Annotated in this window: 11 protein-coding genes; 6 read left to right on the top strand and 5 right to left on the bottom strand. The window is 70.4% G+C overall.

Going from position 1 to position 15,723, the window contains the following annotated elements; translation table 11 throughout:
- Positions 1-208: 208 nt before the first annotated feature.
- Both AB0L53_RS34110 and AB0L53_RS34105 read left to right on the top strand, forming a co-directional pair.
- Positions 209-1,429 carry a cytochrome P450 gene (locus AB0L53_RS34110; RefSeq protein WP_364002797.1) on the top strand — a complete coding sequence of 407 codons (1,221 nt, stop codon included), beginning with the start codon at positions 209-211 and terminating at the stop codon, positions 1,427-1,429.
- Between the two features lie 128 nt (positions 1,430-1,557).
- Positions 1,558-4,071: a polysaccharide lyase family 8 super-sandwich domain-containing protein gene (locus AB0L53_RS34105; protein ID WP_364002794.1), complete on the top strand. Its 2,514-nt coding sequence runs from the start codon at positions 1,558-1,560 to the stop codon at positions 4,069-4,071.
- Positions 4,072-4,134: 63 nt separating this feature from the next.
- Here the strand turns inward: AB0L53_RS34105 and AB0L53_RS34100 are convergent, their stop codons facing one another.
- A complete protein-coding gene (locus AB0L53_RS34100) occupies positions 4,135-7,215 on the bottom strand; it encodes a BTAD domain-containing putative transcriptional regulator (protein WP_364002791.1) in 3,081 nt (1,026 codons plus the stop codon).
- Between the two features lie 267 nt (positions 7,216-7,482).
- Between AB0L53_RS34100 and AB0L53_RS34095 the strand changes: the two genes are divergently transcribed.
- A complete protein-coding gene (locus AB0L53_RS34095) occupies positions 7,483-8,436 on the top strand; it encodes a helix-turn-helix domain-containing protein (RefSeq protein ID WP_364002788.1) in 954 nt (317 codons plus the stop codon).
- Here AB0L53_RS34095 and AB0L53_RS34090 read toward each other — a convergent pair.
- A complete protein-coding gene (locus tag AB0L53_RS34090) occupies positions 8,414-9,979 on the bottom strand; it encodes a class I adenylate-forming enzyme family protein (RefSeq protein WP_364002786.1) in 1,566 nt (521 codons plus the stop codon). The two genes, AB0L53_RS34095 and AB0L53_RS34090, sit on opposite strands and share 23 nt — an antisense overlap.
- Before the next feature lie 106 nt (positions 9,980-10,085).
- On the opposite strand from AB0L53_RS34090, the gene AB0L53_RS34085 reads away from it, so the two are divergent.
- Positions 10,086-11,525, top strand: coding sequence for a carotenoid oxygenase family protein (locus AB0L53_RS34085; RefSeq protein ID WP_364002783.1), 1,440 nt, complete (start codon positions 10,086-10,088; stop codon positions 11,523-11,525).
- Complete coding sequence (locus AB0L53_RS34080) at positions 11,522-12,475, top strand: LLM class F420-dependent oxidoreductase (protein ID WP_364002780.1); 954 nt, start codon at positions 11,522-11,524, stop codon at positions 12,473-12,475. Before AB0L53_RS34085 ends, AB0L53_RS34080 begins: the two co-directional genes overlap by 4 nt.
- Here the strand turns inward: AB0L53_RS34080 and AB0L53_RS34075 are convergent.
- The 3 genes from AB0L53_RS34075 to AB0L53_RS34065 form a co-directional block, all read right to left on the bottom strand.
- Positions 12,472-12,978: a hypothetical protein gene (locus AB0L53_RS34075; protein WP_364002777.1), complete on the bottom strand. Its 507-nt coding sequence runs from the start codon at positions 12,976-12,978 to the stop codon at positions 12,472-12,474. The genes AB0L53_RS34080 and AB0L53_RS34075 overlap by 4 nt on opposite strands.
- Positions 12,979-13,001: 23 nt before the next feature.
- Entirely contained in the window at positions 13,002-13,676 is a 675-nt protein-coding gene (locus AB0L53_RS34070; RefSeq protein ID WP_364002774.1) for an expansin EXLX1 family cellulose-binding protein, read from the bottom strand.
- Between the two features lie 90 nt (positions 13,677-13,766).
- On the bottom strand, positions 13,767-14,543 hold the full coding sequence (locus AB0L53_RS34065) for an SDR family oxidoreductase (protein WP_364002771.1): 777 nt from the start codon (positions 14,541-14,543) through the stop codon (positions 13,767-13,769).
- A 284-nt stretch (positions 14,544-14,827) separates the two neighbouring features.
- Here AB0L53_RS34065 and AB0L53_RS34060 point away from each other — a divergent pair.
- A partial coding sequence (locus AB0L53_RS34060; RefSeq protein WP_364002768.1) for an RNA-guided endonuclease TnpB family protein occupies positions 14,828-15,723 on the top strand: 896 nt, incomplete at its 3' end.

Raw genomic sequence — 15,723 nt, 5'->3', positions numbered from 1 at the left:
GCGGCAACTGGCGCCACGATCCTCGGTCCTGCTCGCCCTGGGCATCGCCGTCTGGGTCCTCCTCGGCCGCCCTGCCCGGCAGCCGCGAGCGAACGGAACGGAAGGTAACCTTCACGTTACTGCTTGCTGACTTCGGTTGTTTGGAGATCGCCCGGCATATGTGATGAGATCACTGCGCACTTAACGATCTCCTCACCCAAGGGGTCAAATGGCAACGAACCTCCCCTCCTTCCCTGTCGTGGACGAGAACCCGCTCGACACCTGCATCCGGTTCCGGGAGATCGCTCCCGTGGTGGAGGTGGAATTCCCAGGAGGCGTGCCCGCCTACCTGGCCCTGACCCACAAGGCCGTACGGGAGATCCTCGCCGGGGACAACAAGACCTTCCTCAGGGACCCCAAGCACTGGCCGGCCCTGCACGACGGATCGATTCCCGAGGACTGGCCGCTGCGCGCCATCATCCAGGGCGGTCACCTGTCCACCATGGACGGCGGCGACCACCGGCGGCTGCGCGGGCTGATCATGAGCGCCTTCACGCCGGCCCGGGTGCAGGCCATGGAGGGGCGGATCCAGCAGATGGTCGATGAGTTACTCGATGAGGTGGTGGCCGCCGGCGACGGCGTGGACCTGGTCCCCGCCTTCACCGAGGCGCTGCCTATGTGGGTGATCTGCGAGCTGTTCGGCGTGGCGCCCGAGGACCGGCTGCGGCTGCGGAACTGGACCTCCACGCTGCTGGCGCACACCACTCCGCCGGAGGTGGCGTTCGCGACCCAGAATGACCTTTGGGCGTTCCTGCACGCCCTGGTGGAGCGCAAGCGGCGCGAGCCGGGTGACGACCTCACCTCCGGCCTGGTCCAGACCCACGACGAGGATGACAAGCTCACCACCGACGAACTGGTCGGCGTGCTGTGGATCATGCTCGTCGCCGGCCACGAGACCACCGTGCACCTGCTCGGGTACGCCATCGTGGCGCTGGCCCAGAACCCCGACCAGCTCGCCTTGGCCAAGGCCGAGGACCGGTGGGCCGACGTGGTCGAGGAGACCGTGCGCTACCGCCACTCGGTGATGATGACCAGCTTCCGCTTCACGGCGGAGGATGTGGTCATCGCGGGGGTGCCCATCGCCAAGGGCAACGCGGTGGGCGTGGTCTTCCAGGCCACCGGCATCGACCCGTCGGAGCACGGCCCGAGCGCGAACCAGTTCGACATCACCCGCGAGCCGACCGGGCACCTCGGCTTCGGCCACGGCCCGCGCTACTGCATCGGGGCGGGGCTGGCCCGGCTGGAGAGCCGCGTGGCGCTGGAGACGCTGTACCGGCGGTTCCCGGACCTCAGTCTCGCGATCGACCCCGACGACATCCCCTACTCCCCGTCGTTCTTCACGATCGGCCCGCTGTTCCTGCCGGCCAACCTCGGTGTGGCCCAGCCCTGACGTACCGGTGTCCGGCCCGGCAGCCCACGGTTGCCGGGCCGCTCATCACGGGCCTGGGCGGACAAACGTAGATCATGTAGGGTGAGCCCGGCGTATCCTCCGACGGCCTGGAGCCCGCTGTGCCGCACATGTCTCGTCGCCAGGTTCTCTCCCTGCTCCCCGCCGCCAGCCTGCTCCCCGCCACCAGGCTGCTCGCCGTTGCCTCCCCCTCGTACGCCGCCGCAGGAGTCGATCACGCGCGGCTGCTCGCCAACACGGTGGCGATGTTCGCGGGGACCCCGGAGGTCAACGCCCGGCCCGAGGTGGCCGCCAAGCTCGCGTCGATCCTCAACACCGCCAAGCAGCGGCTGACGGCCATGGACAAGGCGGCCGACGGCGAGTTGTTCGCCGGGCTGAGCCTCGGCACCGACGACGCCAACCTGCGGCTGGCCTTCCAGTACCTGTACGAGATCGCGCTGGCGACCCGCACCCCCGGCGGCGGGCTCAACGAGGACGCCGCCGCCCAGCGGCGGGTCATCGACGGTCTGCGGTGGCTGCACGAGCGCTACTACGGCGACCAGTCGAAGGGCTACTACGGCAACTGGTTCAACTGGGAGATCGGGATCTCCATCCAGGTGAGCCGGACGCTGGTCCTGCTGGCCGACCGGGTGCGGGAGGAACGGCCCGACCTGACGGCGACCTACATCGCCTCGATGGACGCCTACCTGCGCAACGGCAAGAACGGCGACGTCGACCTCGACTCCCGCTTCCACACCGGGGCGAACCTGGCCGACATCACCGCCAACCGCATTCTGCAGGGCGCGCTCACCGGCGACGACGCCCGTGTCGGCAAGGCCATCTCCGACCTGGCCACCGTCTTCGCCACGGTCGACCCCTACAACCTTCAGCATGGGGTCACCGACGGCTACTACCGCGACGGCTCCTTCATCCAGCACGACTCGGTCGCCTACACCGGCTCCTACGGGCGCAGTCTGCTGACCCGGGTCGTACAGACCCTCAAGACGCTCGAAGGCGCGGCGAGCGCCGGCGTCCCCGACCTGCCCGGCGTGGTGTACCGCTGGGTCAATGACGGCTTCGCCCCGCTGATCTTCGAGGGGTGGCTGATGGAGATCGTCAAGGGGCGGGCGGTCTCGCGCACCGGCACCGGCTACGCCGACGTCGGGGTCATCGTGGAGGCCATCGCCGACCTGGCCGACCACGTCACCGCCGCCGACGCGCTCGCGCTGAAGAAGTACGTCAAGTTCCTGCCGGCCGCCGACACTGCCGCCTTCGCCTCCCCGGTCAGCATCGCCCGCTACGCGGCCATCCGCGCCGACGCCGCCATCCCGGCCGCCGACCTGAACGCGCCCGAGCGCTGCGTGGCGTTCAACGCCATGGACAGGACCGTCCACCGGCGCCCCGGCTACGCCTTCGCCCTGGCGCGCAGCTCCGACCGGATCAGCAAATATGAGTACATGAGCGGCGAGAACCTCATGCCCTGGTTCCAGGGCGACGGCGCGCACTACCTCTACCTCGCGGGCGAGGACCAGCGCGAGGCCTTCGGCGTCGACTACTACACGGCACTCTCGCCGTACCGGCTTGCCGGGGTCACCGCGCCGGTGGAGGACCGGCGGACGGTGCCCGAGCTGTACGGCCGGCTCTGGTACGAGAACCCGGGCCACCCGCTGAACTTCACCTCCTCCTCGGAGTCCCAGAACACCTACGTGTACTTCCCGCGCGCCGAGAACGCCTTCTCCGGCGGCGCGACACTCGGCGCGTACGGCGTGTCCGGCATGGTCCAGTCCGACGACGCCGCGTACACCGCCAAGCAGGCGGGCATCCTGCCCGACGACTTCGTCGCCTACCAGAACGCCCGCGCCACCAAGTCCTGGTTCCTGCTCGACGACGAGATCGTGGTGCTGGCCGCGGGCATCTCCGGCCAGGGCGGCCGCGCGGCGGTGACCACCGTGGACAGCCGCATCGCCGCTCCCGGCGACGCGGTCGCGCTCACCGGCGAGGGCTGGACCGGCCGGCCCTGGCAGACGGGCGACACCACGCCGCCGCGCTGGCTGCGCTACGCCAACGGCACCCGTCGTACGGCGATCGGCTACGCCTTCCTCACCCGGCAGCCCGTCGCGGCCGGGCTGGAGACGGTGGCCCGCAGCCGCAGGGTCGTGCGGACGTCCAACCCCGACACCAACGTGACCAAGAACGTCTTCACCGCCTCGGTCACCCACCCCGCCACCGGCGGCGTCACCGCCCTCGCCTACGCCCTGGTCCCGAACGCGACGGAGGCCCGCCTGCACGGCTACGCGAACGGCCCGCTGACCGTCCTGGCCAACGACCGGCACGTGCAGGCGATCAAGCACAAGACCCTCGGCCTCGTCGCCGCCAACGTCTTCGCCGACGGGCCACGGCACGCCGAGCGCCTGCTCATCGACGGCCCCGCCTCGGTCATCGTCCGGTCCGGCAAGCGCACGGTCGTCGCCCTGTCCGACCCGACGATGAAACGCGACCGCGTCACGGTCGTCCTGGCCGGCGCGCCCCTCAGGCTGGACACGGCCGACGAAGGGGTGACGGTACGGCGGGTGCCGGGCGGCACCCTGATCCAGGCGTCGACCCGCCACGCCCACGGCCGCTCCTTCACCGCCACCCTGCGCTGAGCCCGACCTCACTTAGGTGCGGAGCCGCGCGATGAACCAGCCCCCGCAGCCGATTCCCCGAGCTCACTTGAGCAACGGTTCCAGCCGGTCGGCGCAGGGTGTGTGGCCGATCGTGCGGCAAAGCCGGAGAGCCTGCTCGGCCGCCCGCCCGGCCTCGGCGCGGTCGCCCCGGTCGCTGTAGAGAGTGGCGAGTTCGGTCAGGGCCGCGAGCTCGGGCAGGCGGTAGGAGTTGAGGTGCGCGGTGTCGCGAGCGAGCAGGGCGACCCGGATGGCGCCCGCCAAGTCGCCGCGGGCGGCGAGGAGACGAGCGCGGGCGACCGCGGCGTAGCTCTGGTGCCACCGCAGATTCGCGGCGCCGCTGAACTTGTCGGCCAGGTCGAGGTGGTCGCCCGCCTCGTCGAGCAGTCCGAGGGGGATCTCGGTATCGGCCAGCGCGATCAGGGCCGCCGCCTCGATGAGCCGGTCTCCCTGGTCGCGGGCGAGGCCGAGGGCGCGAAGCGCCGCTGTGCGGCCGGCCGACCACCGCCCGGTTTCCCAGTACAGCCGGCTGAGCCAGGTCTGTATGTAGGCCACGCTGCCCGCGCCCAAGGCGCCGGACAGGGTCGCTGCCTCCGTCAGGGCGGATTCGGCTTCGTCGTAGCGGCCCTGGTCTACCAGGGTGGAGCCTAGATCGCGCAGGTCATTCGCCTCCGCGTAGGCCAGTCCGTGCCTGCGGCTCAGGCTGAGCGCCTCTTGTCGGCAGCGCTCCGCGCTCTTCAGCTGACCCAGGTGGTGGTACTGCATGCCGAGCCTGTTGAGGGTGCGGTTGCGTCCGACGACCGAGCCGAGTTCCGTGAAGAGGTCAGCCGCACGGCGGTTGTAGACGATCGCCTGCTCAAGGTGGCCCGTCCATTCCAGGGCCCAGCTCAGGCTCGCCCAGGACTCGGCCATACCTTCCCGCCAGCCGCACGCGGTGGCGATATTGGCGGCCTGTTCGAGATGGTGGACGGCCTCCTCGCTGCGAACCGCACGGAACAGGCTCTTGCCTATCGCGTAATGCAACATGGCTCGCATAGCGGGCATATCTGGCTGCGTGCCCCGCTCGGCGGCGGCGAGCAGGGTCGGTGCGATCTCCAGCCATTCGCCGTGGCGGCCGGTGCTGTTGCAGATGATCGACACCTGCTCCGCCAGCCGCCAGGTCCCGGGATCGGGATCGCGGCGGGCCGCCTGCGCGAGCGCGGCCACCAGGTTGGAGATCTCTTCGGCGCTGGGCGGTACCGGCGAACCGGCCACCGGTGAGGCGTGCCCCGGCAGCCGGATCTCGTCAGGGGCGCACCAGGCGGCGATGGCGTCGCCAAGGCGCAGATAGTGGTCGAACAACCGGCTCCAGGCGGCGTCGCGACCCGGGTCGCCGCCGACTTCCACGCCCGCGTAGAGCCGTACCAGGTCATGGAGCCTGAACCGGTCGGCGCGATGGTGCTCGACGAGGTGGGCCGCGGCCAGGACCTTGACCGCCGCACGCGCCTCGGCGAGCGGCACGCCGGCGGCCGAGGCCACCGCCTCGACGGTGAAGTCCGGCCCCGGTACGAGCCCCAGCACGCGGAAGACCCGCTGGTCGGCCGCCGAGAGCGCGCGGTAGGACACGGAGAAGGCGAGGGTGACCGGGTTGTGGTCTGTTCCGTCGACGGTGAGGCCGGTCAGCGGGTCTCCCGCGGTCAGCTCGTTCACCACGGCCGCGGTCCCGCTCCATGGGGTGGCGGCGTTGGCCGCGGCGATGCGCAGCGCGAGCGGAAGGCCGCCGCAGAGCCGGACGAGGTCGGCGCGGGCCGCCGCTTCCGACGGGCTGTCAGCGGGGCCCAGCATGCCGCCGACCAGGGCGAGGGCGTCCCGTTCCGGTAGAGCGCCGAGCGAGCGCTGTTCGGCTCCCGCCTGCGCCACCAACTCGCCCAGGTGCTGACGGCTGGTCACCAGCGCCGCTCCCGACGGCGGCAGCAACGGGTCGATCTGCTCAGCCGAGCGGGCGTTGTCCAGGACCAGCAGGACCGTACGCTCGGCGAGCAGCGAACGGTAGAGGCCGAGCTGGGCGTCGAAGCCGCCGGGCGCCTGCGAGGGATCGACACCGAGGGAGAGCAGGAGCCGGGCCAGGGCCGCGGCCGTGGTCAGGGGTTCGTGTTCGGCGTCGTAGCCGCGCAGGTCGACATAGAGCTGGCCGGAGGGGAAACGGCTCTTCGCGCGGTGGGCCCAGTGCAGGGCGAGCGCGGTCTTGCCCGTACCGGCCGTTCCCGTGAGCACGCACACCGCGCCGCTGGCGTCCAACGCGTCGTCCAGCCACGCCAGCTCGCGCTCGCGTCCGGCGAAGCCACGGATGTCGCGGGGCAGCTCGGCGGGACGCGCGGGACGTACAGCCTGGATCGTCTGCCCTGCTTCGTCCTGTCCTGCCTGGTCGGTCAGGAGCTGCTGGTGCAGCTCCCGCAGCGTCTGACCCGGCTCGATGCCCAGCTCGTCGACCAGCCGATCCCGGGTGTCCCTGAAGACCGCCAGCGCCTCGGATCGGCGTTCGCACCGGTGCAGCGCCAGCATGAGCTGGCCCTGCAGGCGTTCGCGCAGGGGGTGCTCGGCCGCCGCCGTACGGAGTTCGGCCACGATCTCGCTGTGGCGGCCCAGCACCAGCTCGGCCTCGAACAGCTCCTCCAGCGCGCCGACCCGGCGATCTTCCAGCCCGGGGCGTTCCTGCTCGACCAGCAGCTCGCCGGCGCCGCCGAGCGCGGACCCGCGCCACAGCGCCACCGCCGCACGCAACCGCCGCGCCGCGGCCTCGGGGCGGCCGCCGGCCAGATCCTCCCAGGCGGCAGCCCTGAGCTGCTCGAACACCTCGAGGTCGACCTCGCCGCCGCCGGTGTGGATGCGGTAACCGGTGCCGACACGGCTGATCAGCCCTCTGCCCAGCAGCGCCCGCAACTCATGGACATAGACCTGTAATCGGCCGAGGGCGGTGCGCGGGGCCTGTTCGCCCCACACCAGGAACATCAGCCGGTCGTCCGACACCGTGCGGTTCGCGTTCAACAACAGCGCGGCCAGCACGGTGCGCTGCTTCGGCGAGCCCAACTCGATCGGACCGCCGGGCCCGTCTACCGAGACCGGCCCCAGTATCCGATAGTGCTGCACTCCTGCCCCCTGTGCACCCCATGTTACGCCTAGCGATCTCCACAGTCCGTCAGCTTCGGAATCAGAACGGAAGAAAAGCGGAAGAGCGGCCTCGTATGGTCCTCCGACTGAACAACGTGCATTGCGGTTGAGCGTCTCGGCGCAGGCCCTGGACCGTCCGGCGGGGGCGCCGGTCAGGGAGCGCCGTGCCGAGACGCTCGGATGGCTTTTTCAGAGAGAACGGCTGTCACCGAAGTGGCAGGTCGGCACGGAACGGGGGCGGAGCGGGTGACGGAAGCGGAGCGGCCCAGCGCGATCGGGCAGGCGCTGCTGGCGATCAGCGATCAGTGGAACCTGCTGATCCTTCAGCGGGCCTTCCTCCTGCGCATCCGGCGCTTCGCCGACTGGCGGGACGAACTGGGGATGTCCGAGTCGGTGCTGGCGAGCCGGCTGAAGGAGCTGGTCGCGGGGGAGTTGCTGCGTCCGGCCCCTTACCGGGAGCAAGGGCGTACCCGCACCGAATACCGGCTGACCGAGCGCGCGATCGAGCTGTGGCCGATGCTGGTGGAGATCTGGTCATGGGAGCGCAGGTGGGTGCCGGACCGCCAGGGGGTGTCGGAGCTGACGCACGACGTCTGCGGCAACCGTATCGACGTGGAGCTGGGCTGCGTGGGCTGCGGCCGGGCGCCGGTCGCCGCTCATGACACCGAGATCGTGCGGGGCGCGGCCACCTTCGCCCAGGTGGCGGTGCCGCGCCATCACCGCAGGACCCTGCGCGGCAAGGCCGCCGCCGACCCGCTGTCGTACTTCCCCGAGACCTTCGACCTGCTGGGCGACCGCTGGAGCACCGTGATACTCGCGTCCGCCTTCCTCGGCACCCGGCGCTTCGCCGACTTCCGGTCGGAGCTCGACGTGGCCCCGTCGGTGCTGTCCAACCGGCTGCGTCAGTTCAGAGAGCTGGGCGTGTTCGCGGTGGAAGAGCCCGGGTATCAGCTGACCGACAAGGGCCTGGACTTCTTCGGCATCTTCGCCTACGTCGTCGACTGGGCGCAGCGGTGGTACACCGGCCCGCCGGACACCGACCTGCGCGTCACCCATCGCGCGTGCGGTCAGCCGTTCAGCCCGTGTCCGCGGTGCCGGTCGTGCGGTGAGGAGCTCAGCCGTACCGAGGTGCACTTCGCCGTCCCTGAGGGGCGGTGGCCGTCGCCCAGGACGCGGATCACAGTTTCAGCTCCCGCTTGAGGATCTTGCCGACGGGGTTGCGCGGCAGCGCCTCGACGATCTCCAGCCGCTCGGGGAGCTTGTAGGAGGCGATGCCCTGGTCCCTGAGGAAACTGACGACCGACTTGAGGTCGATCTCGCCCTTGGGCACCACGACCGCGCAGACCTTCTCGCCGAGCACGTCGTCGGGGTAGCCGGCGACCGCCGCCTCGGCGACCGAAGAGTGTCCGGCGAGCAGGGCTTCCAGCTCGGCGGGGGCGATGTTCATGCCTCCCCGGATGATGATGTCCTTCGCGCGGTCGACATAGCGCAGGTATTGACCCCGGTCGCCGGCGATCTCGAAGAGGTCTCCCGTCTTGAGGTAGCCGTCCTCGTCGAACGGGTCCACCGAGGCCGTGCCCGGCAGGTAGCCCGCGAAGACCGTGGGACCGCTCAGGTACAGCTCGCCGAGGACTCCCGGCTCGGTGATCTCCTTCCCGTCCGGCGCGACCAGCTTGGTACGCACGCGATCGAGCAGCTCATGAGCCCCCGCCGCTCCCGGGCGCGGGAAGTAACGGGCGCGGACCTCTGGGTCAGGCATGTGGGCGGGGTCCGACAGCAGGGCGATGCCCTCGTTCGAGCCGAAGAAGTTGATGATCGCGATGCCGTGCTCGTCCTGCCAGCCGCGCACCATCGGCGGCGGCAACGGGGCGGCGCCCGAGCCGATCCGGGTTAGCGAGGAGATGTCGGCCCTGGCCAGGATCGCCTTCTCGCGCAGCAGGAGGGTGAGCAGCGCGGGCGGAGCCAGGGTGTAGGTGACCCGCTCGGCCGCGATCTGGGCCAGGTAAGTGGGCAGATCGAAGGGGTGGTGCTGGACGAGCAGCGCGCCGACCCGCAGCCATGGCAGGAAGACGCCGCCGATACCGGCCATGTTCACCATCGGGAATGGGTTGAGGATCACGTCCTGGCCGGTGAGCGCGGGCGCGGCCGTACAGATCGCCTCGACCGCGAGCCAGTCGTAGTGGCACCTCGGCACGCCCTTGGGAGTGGCCTCGGTGCCGGAGGTCCAGCAGATCGTCACCCGCTCGGCGGGGTCGGCCGCCCGCTGCGGCACCTCGTCGCCGGTCACGCCCTCCAGGTCGTCCGGCCACGACAGTGTCGGGGTGCCCGCCGGCGCCCTGGACTCCCGGCCCGTGACCAGTAGCCCGGCGCCGGACAGGGGCAGCAGCTGAGCCAGCTCGTACGCGCGGTACTGCACCGGGAACGGCGTGACAGTGGCGCCGAGCCGGACCGTCGCGAGGAAGCTCACTGCCAGCTCGACGCTGTTGGGCAGCTGAACGGCCACCACGTCGCCGGGACCGACCCCCTGCGCGCGCAGTACGCCGGCCACCCGGTCGACCTCCGCGCCGAGCTGTCCCCAGGTGAGTCGTTTCACCGGACCCTCAAGCATCTTGTTAAGCGGGTCCACGATCGCCGTGTCGTCGGGCCGGGCCGCCACCTGCGTCCTGAGGAGCTGGTCGATCGTGTCACCGGTCCACCAGCCCTTGGCGGTGTAGCGGGCGATCTGTTCGGCGGAATGCGTCATCACGACTCCCGTCCGTGGGGTGGTGGCCGCAACACTAGAAAGCGGAAATGCGGCCGTCAACGCCCAGATATTGACGCCTGAATTCGCTTTTCATAGCTTCCAGGGCATGGCCGACATTGTCGTGATGACGGATGAATCGGGCGAGCCAAACCCGTACCTGCTGGGCGTCTACGCCCCGGTCCAGGACGAGATCACCACTGACGAGCTCACGGTGATCGGGCGGATTCCCGCGGACCTCAACGGCGTCTACCTCCGCAACGGCCCCAACGCCCGCTTTCCGGTGACGGGCCGATACCACTGGTTCGACGGCGACGGCATGGTGCACGCCGTGCACTTCGAGAACGGCCGGGCCCGCTACCGCAACCGCTGGGTGCGTACCAGGGCCTTCGAGGCGGAGTCGGCCGCCGGCCGCTCGCTCTGGACCGGCGTGATGGAGAACCCGAAGGGCAACCCGTTCGGCAACGCGCGCGGCCTGCCCTTCAAGGACACGGCCAACACCGATGTGATCTTCCATCGGGGCAGGGTGCTGGCCTCGTGGTATCTGTGCGGCGCGCCGTACAGTCTGGACCCGCTCTCGCTGGAGACCCTCGGCGTCGACACCTTCCTCGACACGCTCAACGGTGACTTCATGGCGCATCCCAAGGTGGACGAGCGCACCGGAGAGCTGTTCTGGTTCGACTACGGGCCGCGCCCGCCGTACCTGCGCTACGGCGTGGTCGGACCCGGCGGCGGCGTCGAGCATTGCGTGGAGCTGGACCTGCCGGGGGCGCGGCTGCCGCACGACATGGCGATCACACGGAACCACGCGATCCTCATGGATCTGCCGCTCTACCAGGACCTCGACGCCGCCCGGCAGGGCCGCCACAAGCTGACCTTCGACCGGGAGCTGCCCGCCCGCTTCGGCGTGCTCCCGCGACGCGGTCAGGCGGACGAGATCCGCTGGTTCGAAGCGAGCCCGTGCTACATCTACCACGTCGTCAACGCCTGGGAAGAAGGCGACGAGATCGTCCTGGACGTCTGCCGGGTCTCACGCCCGACGCCGTCCAGCACCGGCTCGCCGCTGGCGCGGATGATCTCCTATCTGAAGCTCGACGCGCGGATGTACCGCTACCGCTTCGACCTGCGGACCGGCCGCACCTCGGAGGAGTACGTGGACGCCGACCACAACACCGAGTTCCCCTCGATCGACACGCGCTCCACCGGCCACCCCACGCGCTACGCCTACAACGTCACCGTGGCCGATGCCGAGACCAACCTCTTCGACGGCCTGGTCCGCTACGACAACGTCACCGGCGCCAAGGAGACCTACTCCTACGGCCCCGGCCGGTACGGCAGCGAGGCGCCCTTCGCCCCCCGCGACGGCTCGACCGGCGAGGACGACGGGTACCTGGTCAGCTTCGTCACCGACGAGCGGGAGGGCCGCTCCGAGGTGCAGATCCTGCACGCCGCCCAGATCTCCGAGGGCCCGATCGCCCGCGTGCTGCTGCCGCAGCGGGTCCCGCTCGGCTTCCACGCCACCTGGGTACGGGCAGAGCAGCTGGCGTGAATCCTTCGCTGACGGTCTCCCTCGGGCTGTGGCAGGATCGGCCCGCGCAAGAGGCACTGCTGACGGCCCGCGCCGCCGACGAGCTCGGCTATCCGTCGCTGTGGATCGGCGAGATGGCCACGTATGACGCCTTCGCCCTGGCCACCGCTATCGGGCTGGCCACCACGCGGATCGGTCTCACCATCGGCCCGCTGGCGGTGTCCGTACGCGATCCGATGATGATCGCCATGGGGGCGGCCTCGGTCGCCGCGCTGACCGGGCGGCAGGTGGACGTCGCCGTGGGCACCTCCAGCCCGCTCGTCGTGGAGGGCTGGCACGGGCGTTCGCGCGTCCGCTCCGCGACCGCGCTGCGGGAATCCGTCGAGGCCCTCCGGCCGCTGCTGGCCGGAGAGCGCTCCGACTTCACCGGAACGTGCGTGTCGAGCAGCGGCTATCGCCTGCGATTGCCCGCCCCGCGCTCGCGGCTGTCGGTCGCGGCCTTCGGGCCGTCGGCCGTCCGGACCGCCGCCCTGGCCGACCGCATGGTGCTCAACCTGATCACGCCTGCCTCGGCCGGACGGCTGGTCGCCCAGTTGCGCGCCGTCAATCCGGCCACGTCCGTGGTCGCCTGGGTCACCGCCGCCGTGGACCCCGACCGCGAGGCCATCGATCGCATCCGGCGGGCGGTGGTCGGGTACTTACCCGCTCCCGGGTACGGCGAGATGTTCGCCGAGGCGGGCTTCGCCGACGTCGTCGCCTTCGCACGTACCCGGCCTCACCCCCGGGAGTTGTTCGCCGCGGTGCCCGACGAGCTGGTCGCCTCGGTCTCGCTGCTCGGCGACGTGGACGTGGTCGGTGCGCGGTTGTCGGCCTATGCGGCGGCCGGGGTGGAGGAGGTCGCCCTGGTGCCGGTGAGCACGGACCGCGACCCCGGCGGCGCGGCCACACTCAAGGCTCTGATGACTGCCTAATGAGGGCAAGGAGGTCGGCCGTCCGGCCGAGCCGTCGAGAGGCTAAGGCCCCACGCGGTGTACAGCCTGGACGGCACCGGGGCTATGCAGCCAGCCTTTTCGAAATCGCCCCGATAACGCCATGCCTCGCCGCCATGTTTGCTCCAGAAGTGGATCCTGTCGGTCATGGCGATCGCATAGTAATCGTCCTCGGCTTCGCTCTGCCCGTAAACGGCGCCGAAATATACGCTCCCACTCAGTGCTGCCCGCGCACCTGCGGTTGGAGTGACGTCGACGAGACTCTGGCGGGTCTCCCCGTCGAGCTGCAGTGACCATGCGGTCCCGGGAGCCACCCGTTCCCCGTCTTCCGGGTCTTCATCGGTGACTTGCTGGGAGGCGGCGGGTGCCGAGGGAACGGCCCTGCCAGCTGGCGCCGACAGGACGAGCACGACAGCGGAAATCGCGACCGCGACCGCGACGATCACCATTCCCGCGACTGCCATGGCCGAGGTCCGCATGATCATTCACTGTATGCGAGAAAGAATTGTCAGTACATCTTCGTGGTGCTGCGCTGGACGGCGGCGGGGGACAGGCGGACGCCGTTGGCCGTGACCCGGTGGCCGCGGGTGTCGGTGACCCGCACGGAGAAGGGGCCCTGGCCCGCGCCGGACTCGGCGATCCAGTAGTTGAAGTCGGCGCGGGCGAGCTTGCGCCAGGTGCCGCCGGCGGACTTCACCTCGACCGAGGTGAGCGGGTTGCCGTGGTCGATGACCAGCAGGGCCAGCCACCACTGCGACGAGCCCTCCTTGACGCGGAAGGAGAGCGGCCGGCCGACCTTCGGGTTGGCGACCGGGCGGTAGGTGACGCCCACCAGGCCCTTGGCGGGGTCCGCGACGCGGGCGAAGGCCGTACGGCTCAGGTCGATGTGCCCCGCCTGGCACTCCGGGCACTGGTCGACGACCTTGACCCGGACGGTCCCCTTCGGCCCGGTGACGTCCAGGTAGCCGCCACAGGCAGCGGCGGCGGCGTACTCGCCGGGGGAGAGCGCGACATAGAGGTCGCCGGCGGGACGGGACGGATACGAGCAGTTGCCGCCTCCCGATTGGAGCTCATATAAGGTCGCCTGCCCCTTGGTCCCCCGCGCTGGTTGCGCCAGTGCGGGGGCGGAAAGGAGCGAGGTCGCGGCGAGCGCGGCGGTGACAACGGCGGGTAAGCGTCGCATCCGTGGAGTTCCTCTCGTAAGGGGCGGATGTGACAGTAGCGAAAAGAGTGGATCTCAGTACGATAAAGCGCCATTTATCATCGGAGGCTGTCACGTGAACAGCTGGCCGCCGTTGACGTCGATGGTCGCGCCCGTGACGGCCTTGGCGTGGTCGGAGGCGAGGTAGATGACGGCGCGGGCCACGTCCTCCTCCGTGGCGATGCGGCGCAGCGCCATCGCCGAGACATCGCGCGCGAGGATCTCCTCGAACGTGACACCTTCCGCCGCCGCCCGAGTGCGTATCCAGTCGTCAAGCAGCTCGCCGGCGATCCAACCGGGGGCGACGCAGTTCACCCGTACGCCCTGCGGCCCGAGCTCGTCGGCCAGGCAGTGTGACAGCAGGTGCGCGGCGGCCTTGCCCGCGGCGTAGTCGCTGCGCCCCGCGTAGCCCGTACGGGACGACATGGAGGTGATGTTCACGATCGAGCCGGAGCCCTGGGCCACCATGTGCGGCGCGATGAACCGGCAGGCCAGCAGCGTCCCGTAACCGCCCGTCTCGACAGCGCCGCGCCAGGTCTCCAGGTCGTCGACGGACATGTCCAGCACGTTCCTGCGGTGCGAGCCGGGGAAGGCGGCGTTGACCAGCACGTCCACTCGGCCGAACCGCTCGATCACCGTGTCGGCCAGCCGCCGTACGTCGTCGATCCGGGTCACGTCGGCGGGTACGGCCAGCGCGCCCGGCACCTCGTCGGCCGTCTTCGCCACGGTCGCGGCGGTACGGGCGGCCACCACGACCCTGGCGCCCTCCTCGCTCAACAGCCCCGCCAGCGTCCGCCCCAGCCCGGGACCCGCCCCAGTGACGACCGCGACCTTGCCCTCCAGCAGCACGGGTTGACTCTACCAAGCGTTTGCTCGCTAGACTTCGCGCGCACCTACACCATGGACAACATTTCGTCAGCCGGTTACGTTCGCTGCGAGATGACTCTTCCATCGGCGGGGACGCCAACCGTTTTTCCGACGGCGGCGGCTACTTCATCTGAATGGTGGTGCGGAGACCCGGCCTTCAGGGCCGGGAGGAAGCGTCACCCCTCCTTTCGAAAACAGTATGGAAAGTCTCGGTCACGTTCGGTAATGTGTGCGGTGGGTGAGGACGCTGTGACAGGAGGTGCCCGATGGCGATCCGCCGCTCCGCCACCAAACGCAACGGCCTGCCCACGATCGTGCAACTGCGGCTCACGCCCACCCCGGCCCAGGCCGACGCGCTGGCCGCAGCGGTGCAGGTGTGCAATCAGGCGGCCACCGTCGTCTCCCGCCTTGCCTGGCAGCACCGCACTTTCGCTGTGGTGGAGCTGCACCGGCTGGCCTACTACGAGGTGCGCGGGCAGGTGGCCGGGCTGGGCGCGCAAGCGGCCGTGCGGGCGATCGCCCGGGTCGCCGGCGCCTACGCCAACCGGCGCGCTTCCAAGAAACGCGCGCACATCTTCCGCCCGCACGGCGCCGTCCCCTATGACGCCCGGCTGATGAGCTTCAACCGGGACGCCCGGACTGTGTCGTTGTGGACTCCCACCGGCCGCGTCACCGTCCCCTATACCGGCCGACCGGAAGACCTCAAAGCCGTGGACGCGTTGCCACGCGGGGAGGGCGATCTGATCTGCCGGCGCGGGGTGTGGCTGCTGCAGGTCGCCCTCACCCTGCCCGCACTGGTGGTGCGTGAGCCGGTCGGCGGCTTCGTCGGGGTGGATCAAGGGGTGGCGAACCTGGCGGTCACCTCCGATGGCGTGGTGCTGCCCGGACCGGCCCTGCCAGGGCCGGTCGGCGGCAACGGGCACGTCCGCACCCTGCGGGAGCGGCGGCACCGGCAACGCCGACGCCTGCAGAAGAAGGGGACGTCTGCGGCGCGGCGGGTGCTGCGCCGTCTGTCCGGGCGTGAGAGCCGGATGATGACCGACCTCAACCACCAAATCTCGAGGTTTGTGGTGCGTGAAGCCGAACGCACCGGCTGCGGTGTCGCCCTGGAGGATCTGCAGGGCATCCGCGGCCGGGTAAGGGCTCATCGGTTCCAGCGGCG

The organism is Nonomuraea sp. NPDC052129 (genome assembly GCF_040680095.1).
In the GTDB taxonomy this organism is placed as follows: Bacteria; Actinomycetota; Actinomycetes; order Streptosporangiales; family Streptosporangiaceae; genus Nonomuraea.
The sequence above is the reverse complement of the archived record's forward strand: the minus strand, read 5'-3'. Positions and strand labels throughout refer to the sequence as shown.

Bases quoted from the DNA above. Each gene is read 5' to 3' on its own strand.
- AB0L53_RS34110 (WP_364002797.1), top strand. From the start codon at position 209: ATGGCAACGAACCTCCCCTCCTTCCCTGTCGTGGACGAGAACCCGCTC.
- AB0L53_RS34070 (WP_364002774.1), bottom strand. From the start codon at position 13,676: ATGCGACGCTTACCCGCCGTTGTCACCGCCGCGCTCGCCGCGACCTCG.
- AB0L53_RS34105 (WP_364002794.1), top strand. From the start codon at position 1,558: ATGTCTCGTCGCCAGGTTCTCTCCCTGCTCCCCGCCGCCAGCCTGCTC.
- AB0L53_RS34075 (WP_364002777.1), bottom strand. From the start codon at position 12,978: ATGATCATGCGGACCTCGGCCATGGCAGTCGCGGGAATGGTGATCGTC.
- AB0L53_RS34085 (WP_364002783.1), top strand. From the start codon at position 10,086: ATGGCCGACATTGTCGTGATGACGGATGAATCGGGCGAGCCAAACCCG.
- AB0L53_RS34090 (WP_364002786.1), bottom strand. From the start codon at position 9,979: ATGACGCATTCCGCCGAACAGATCGCCCGCTACACCGCCAAGGGCTGG.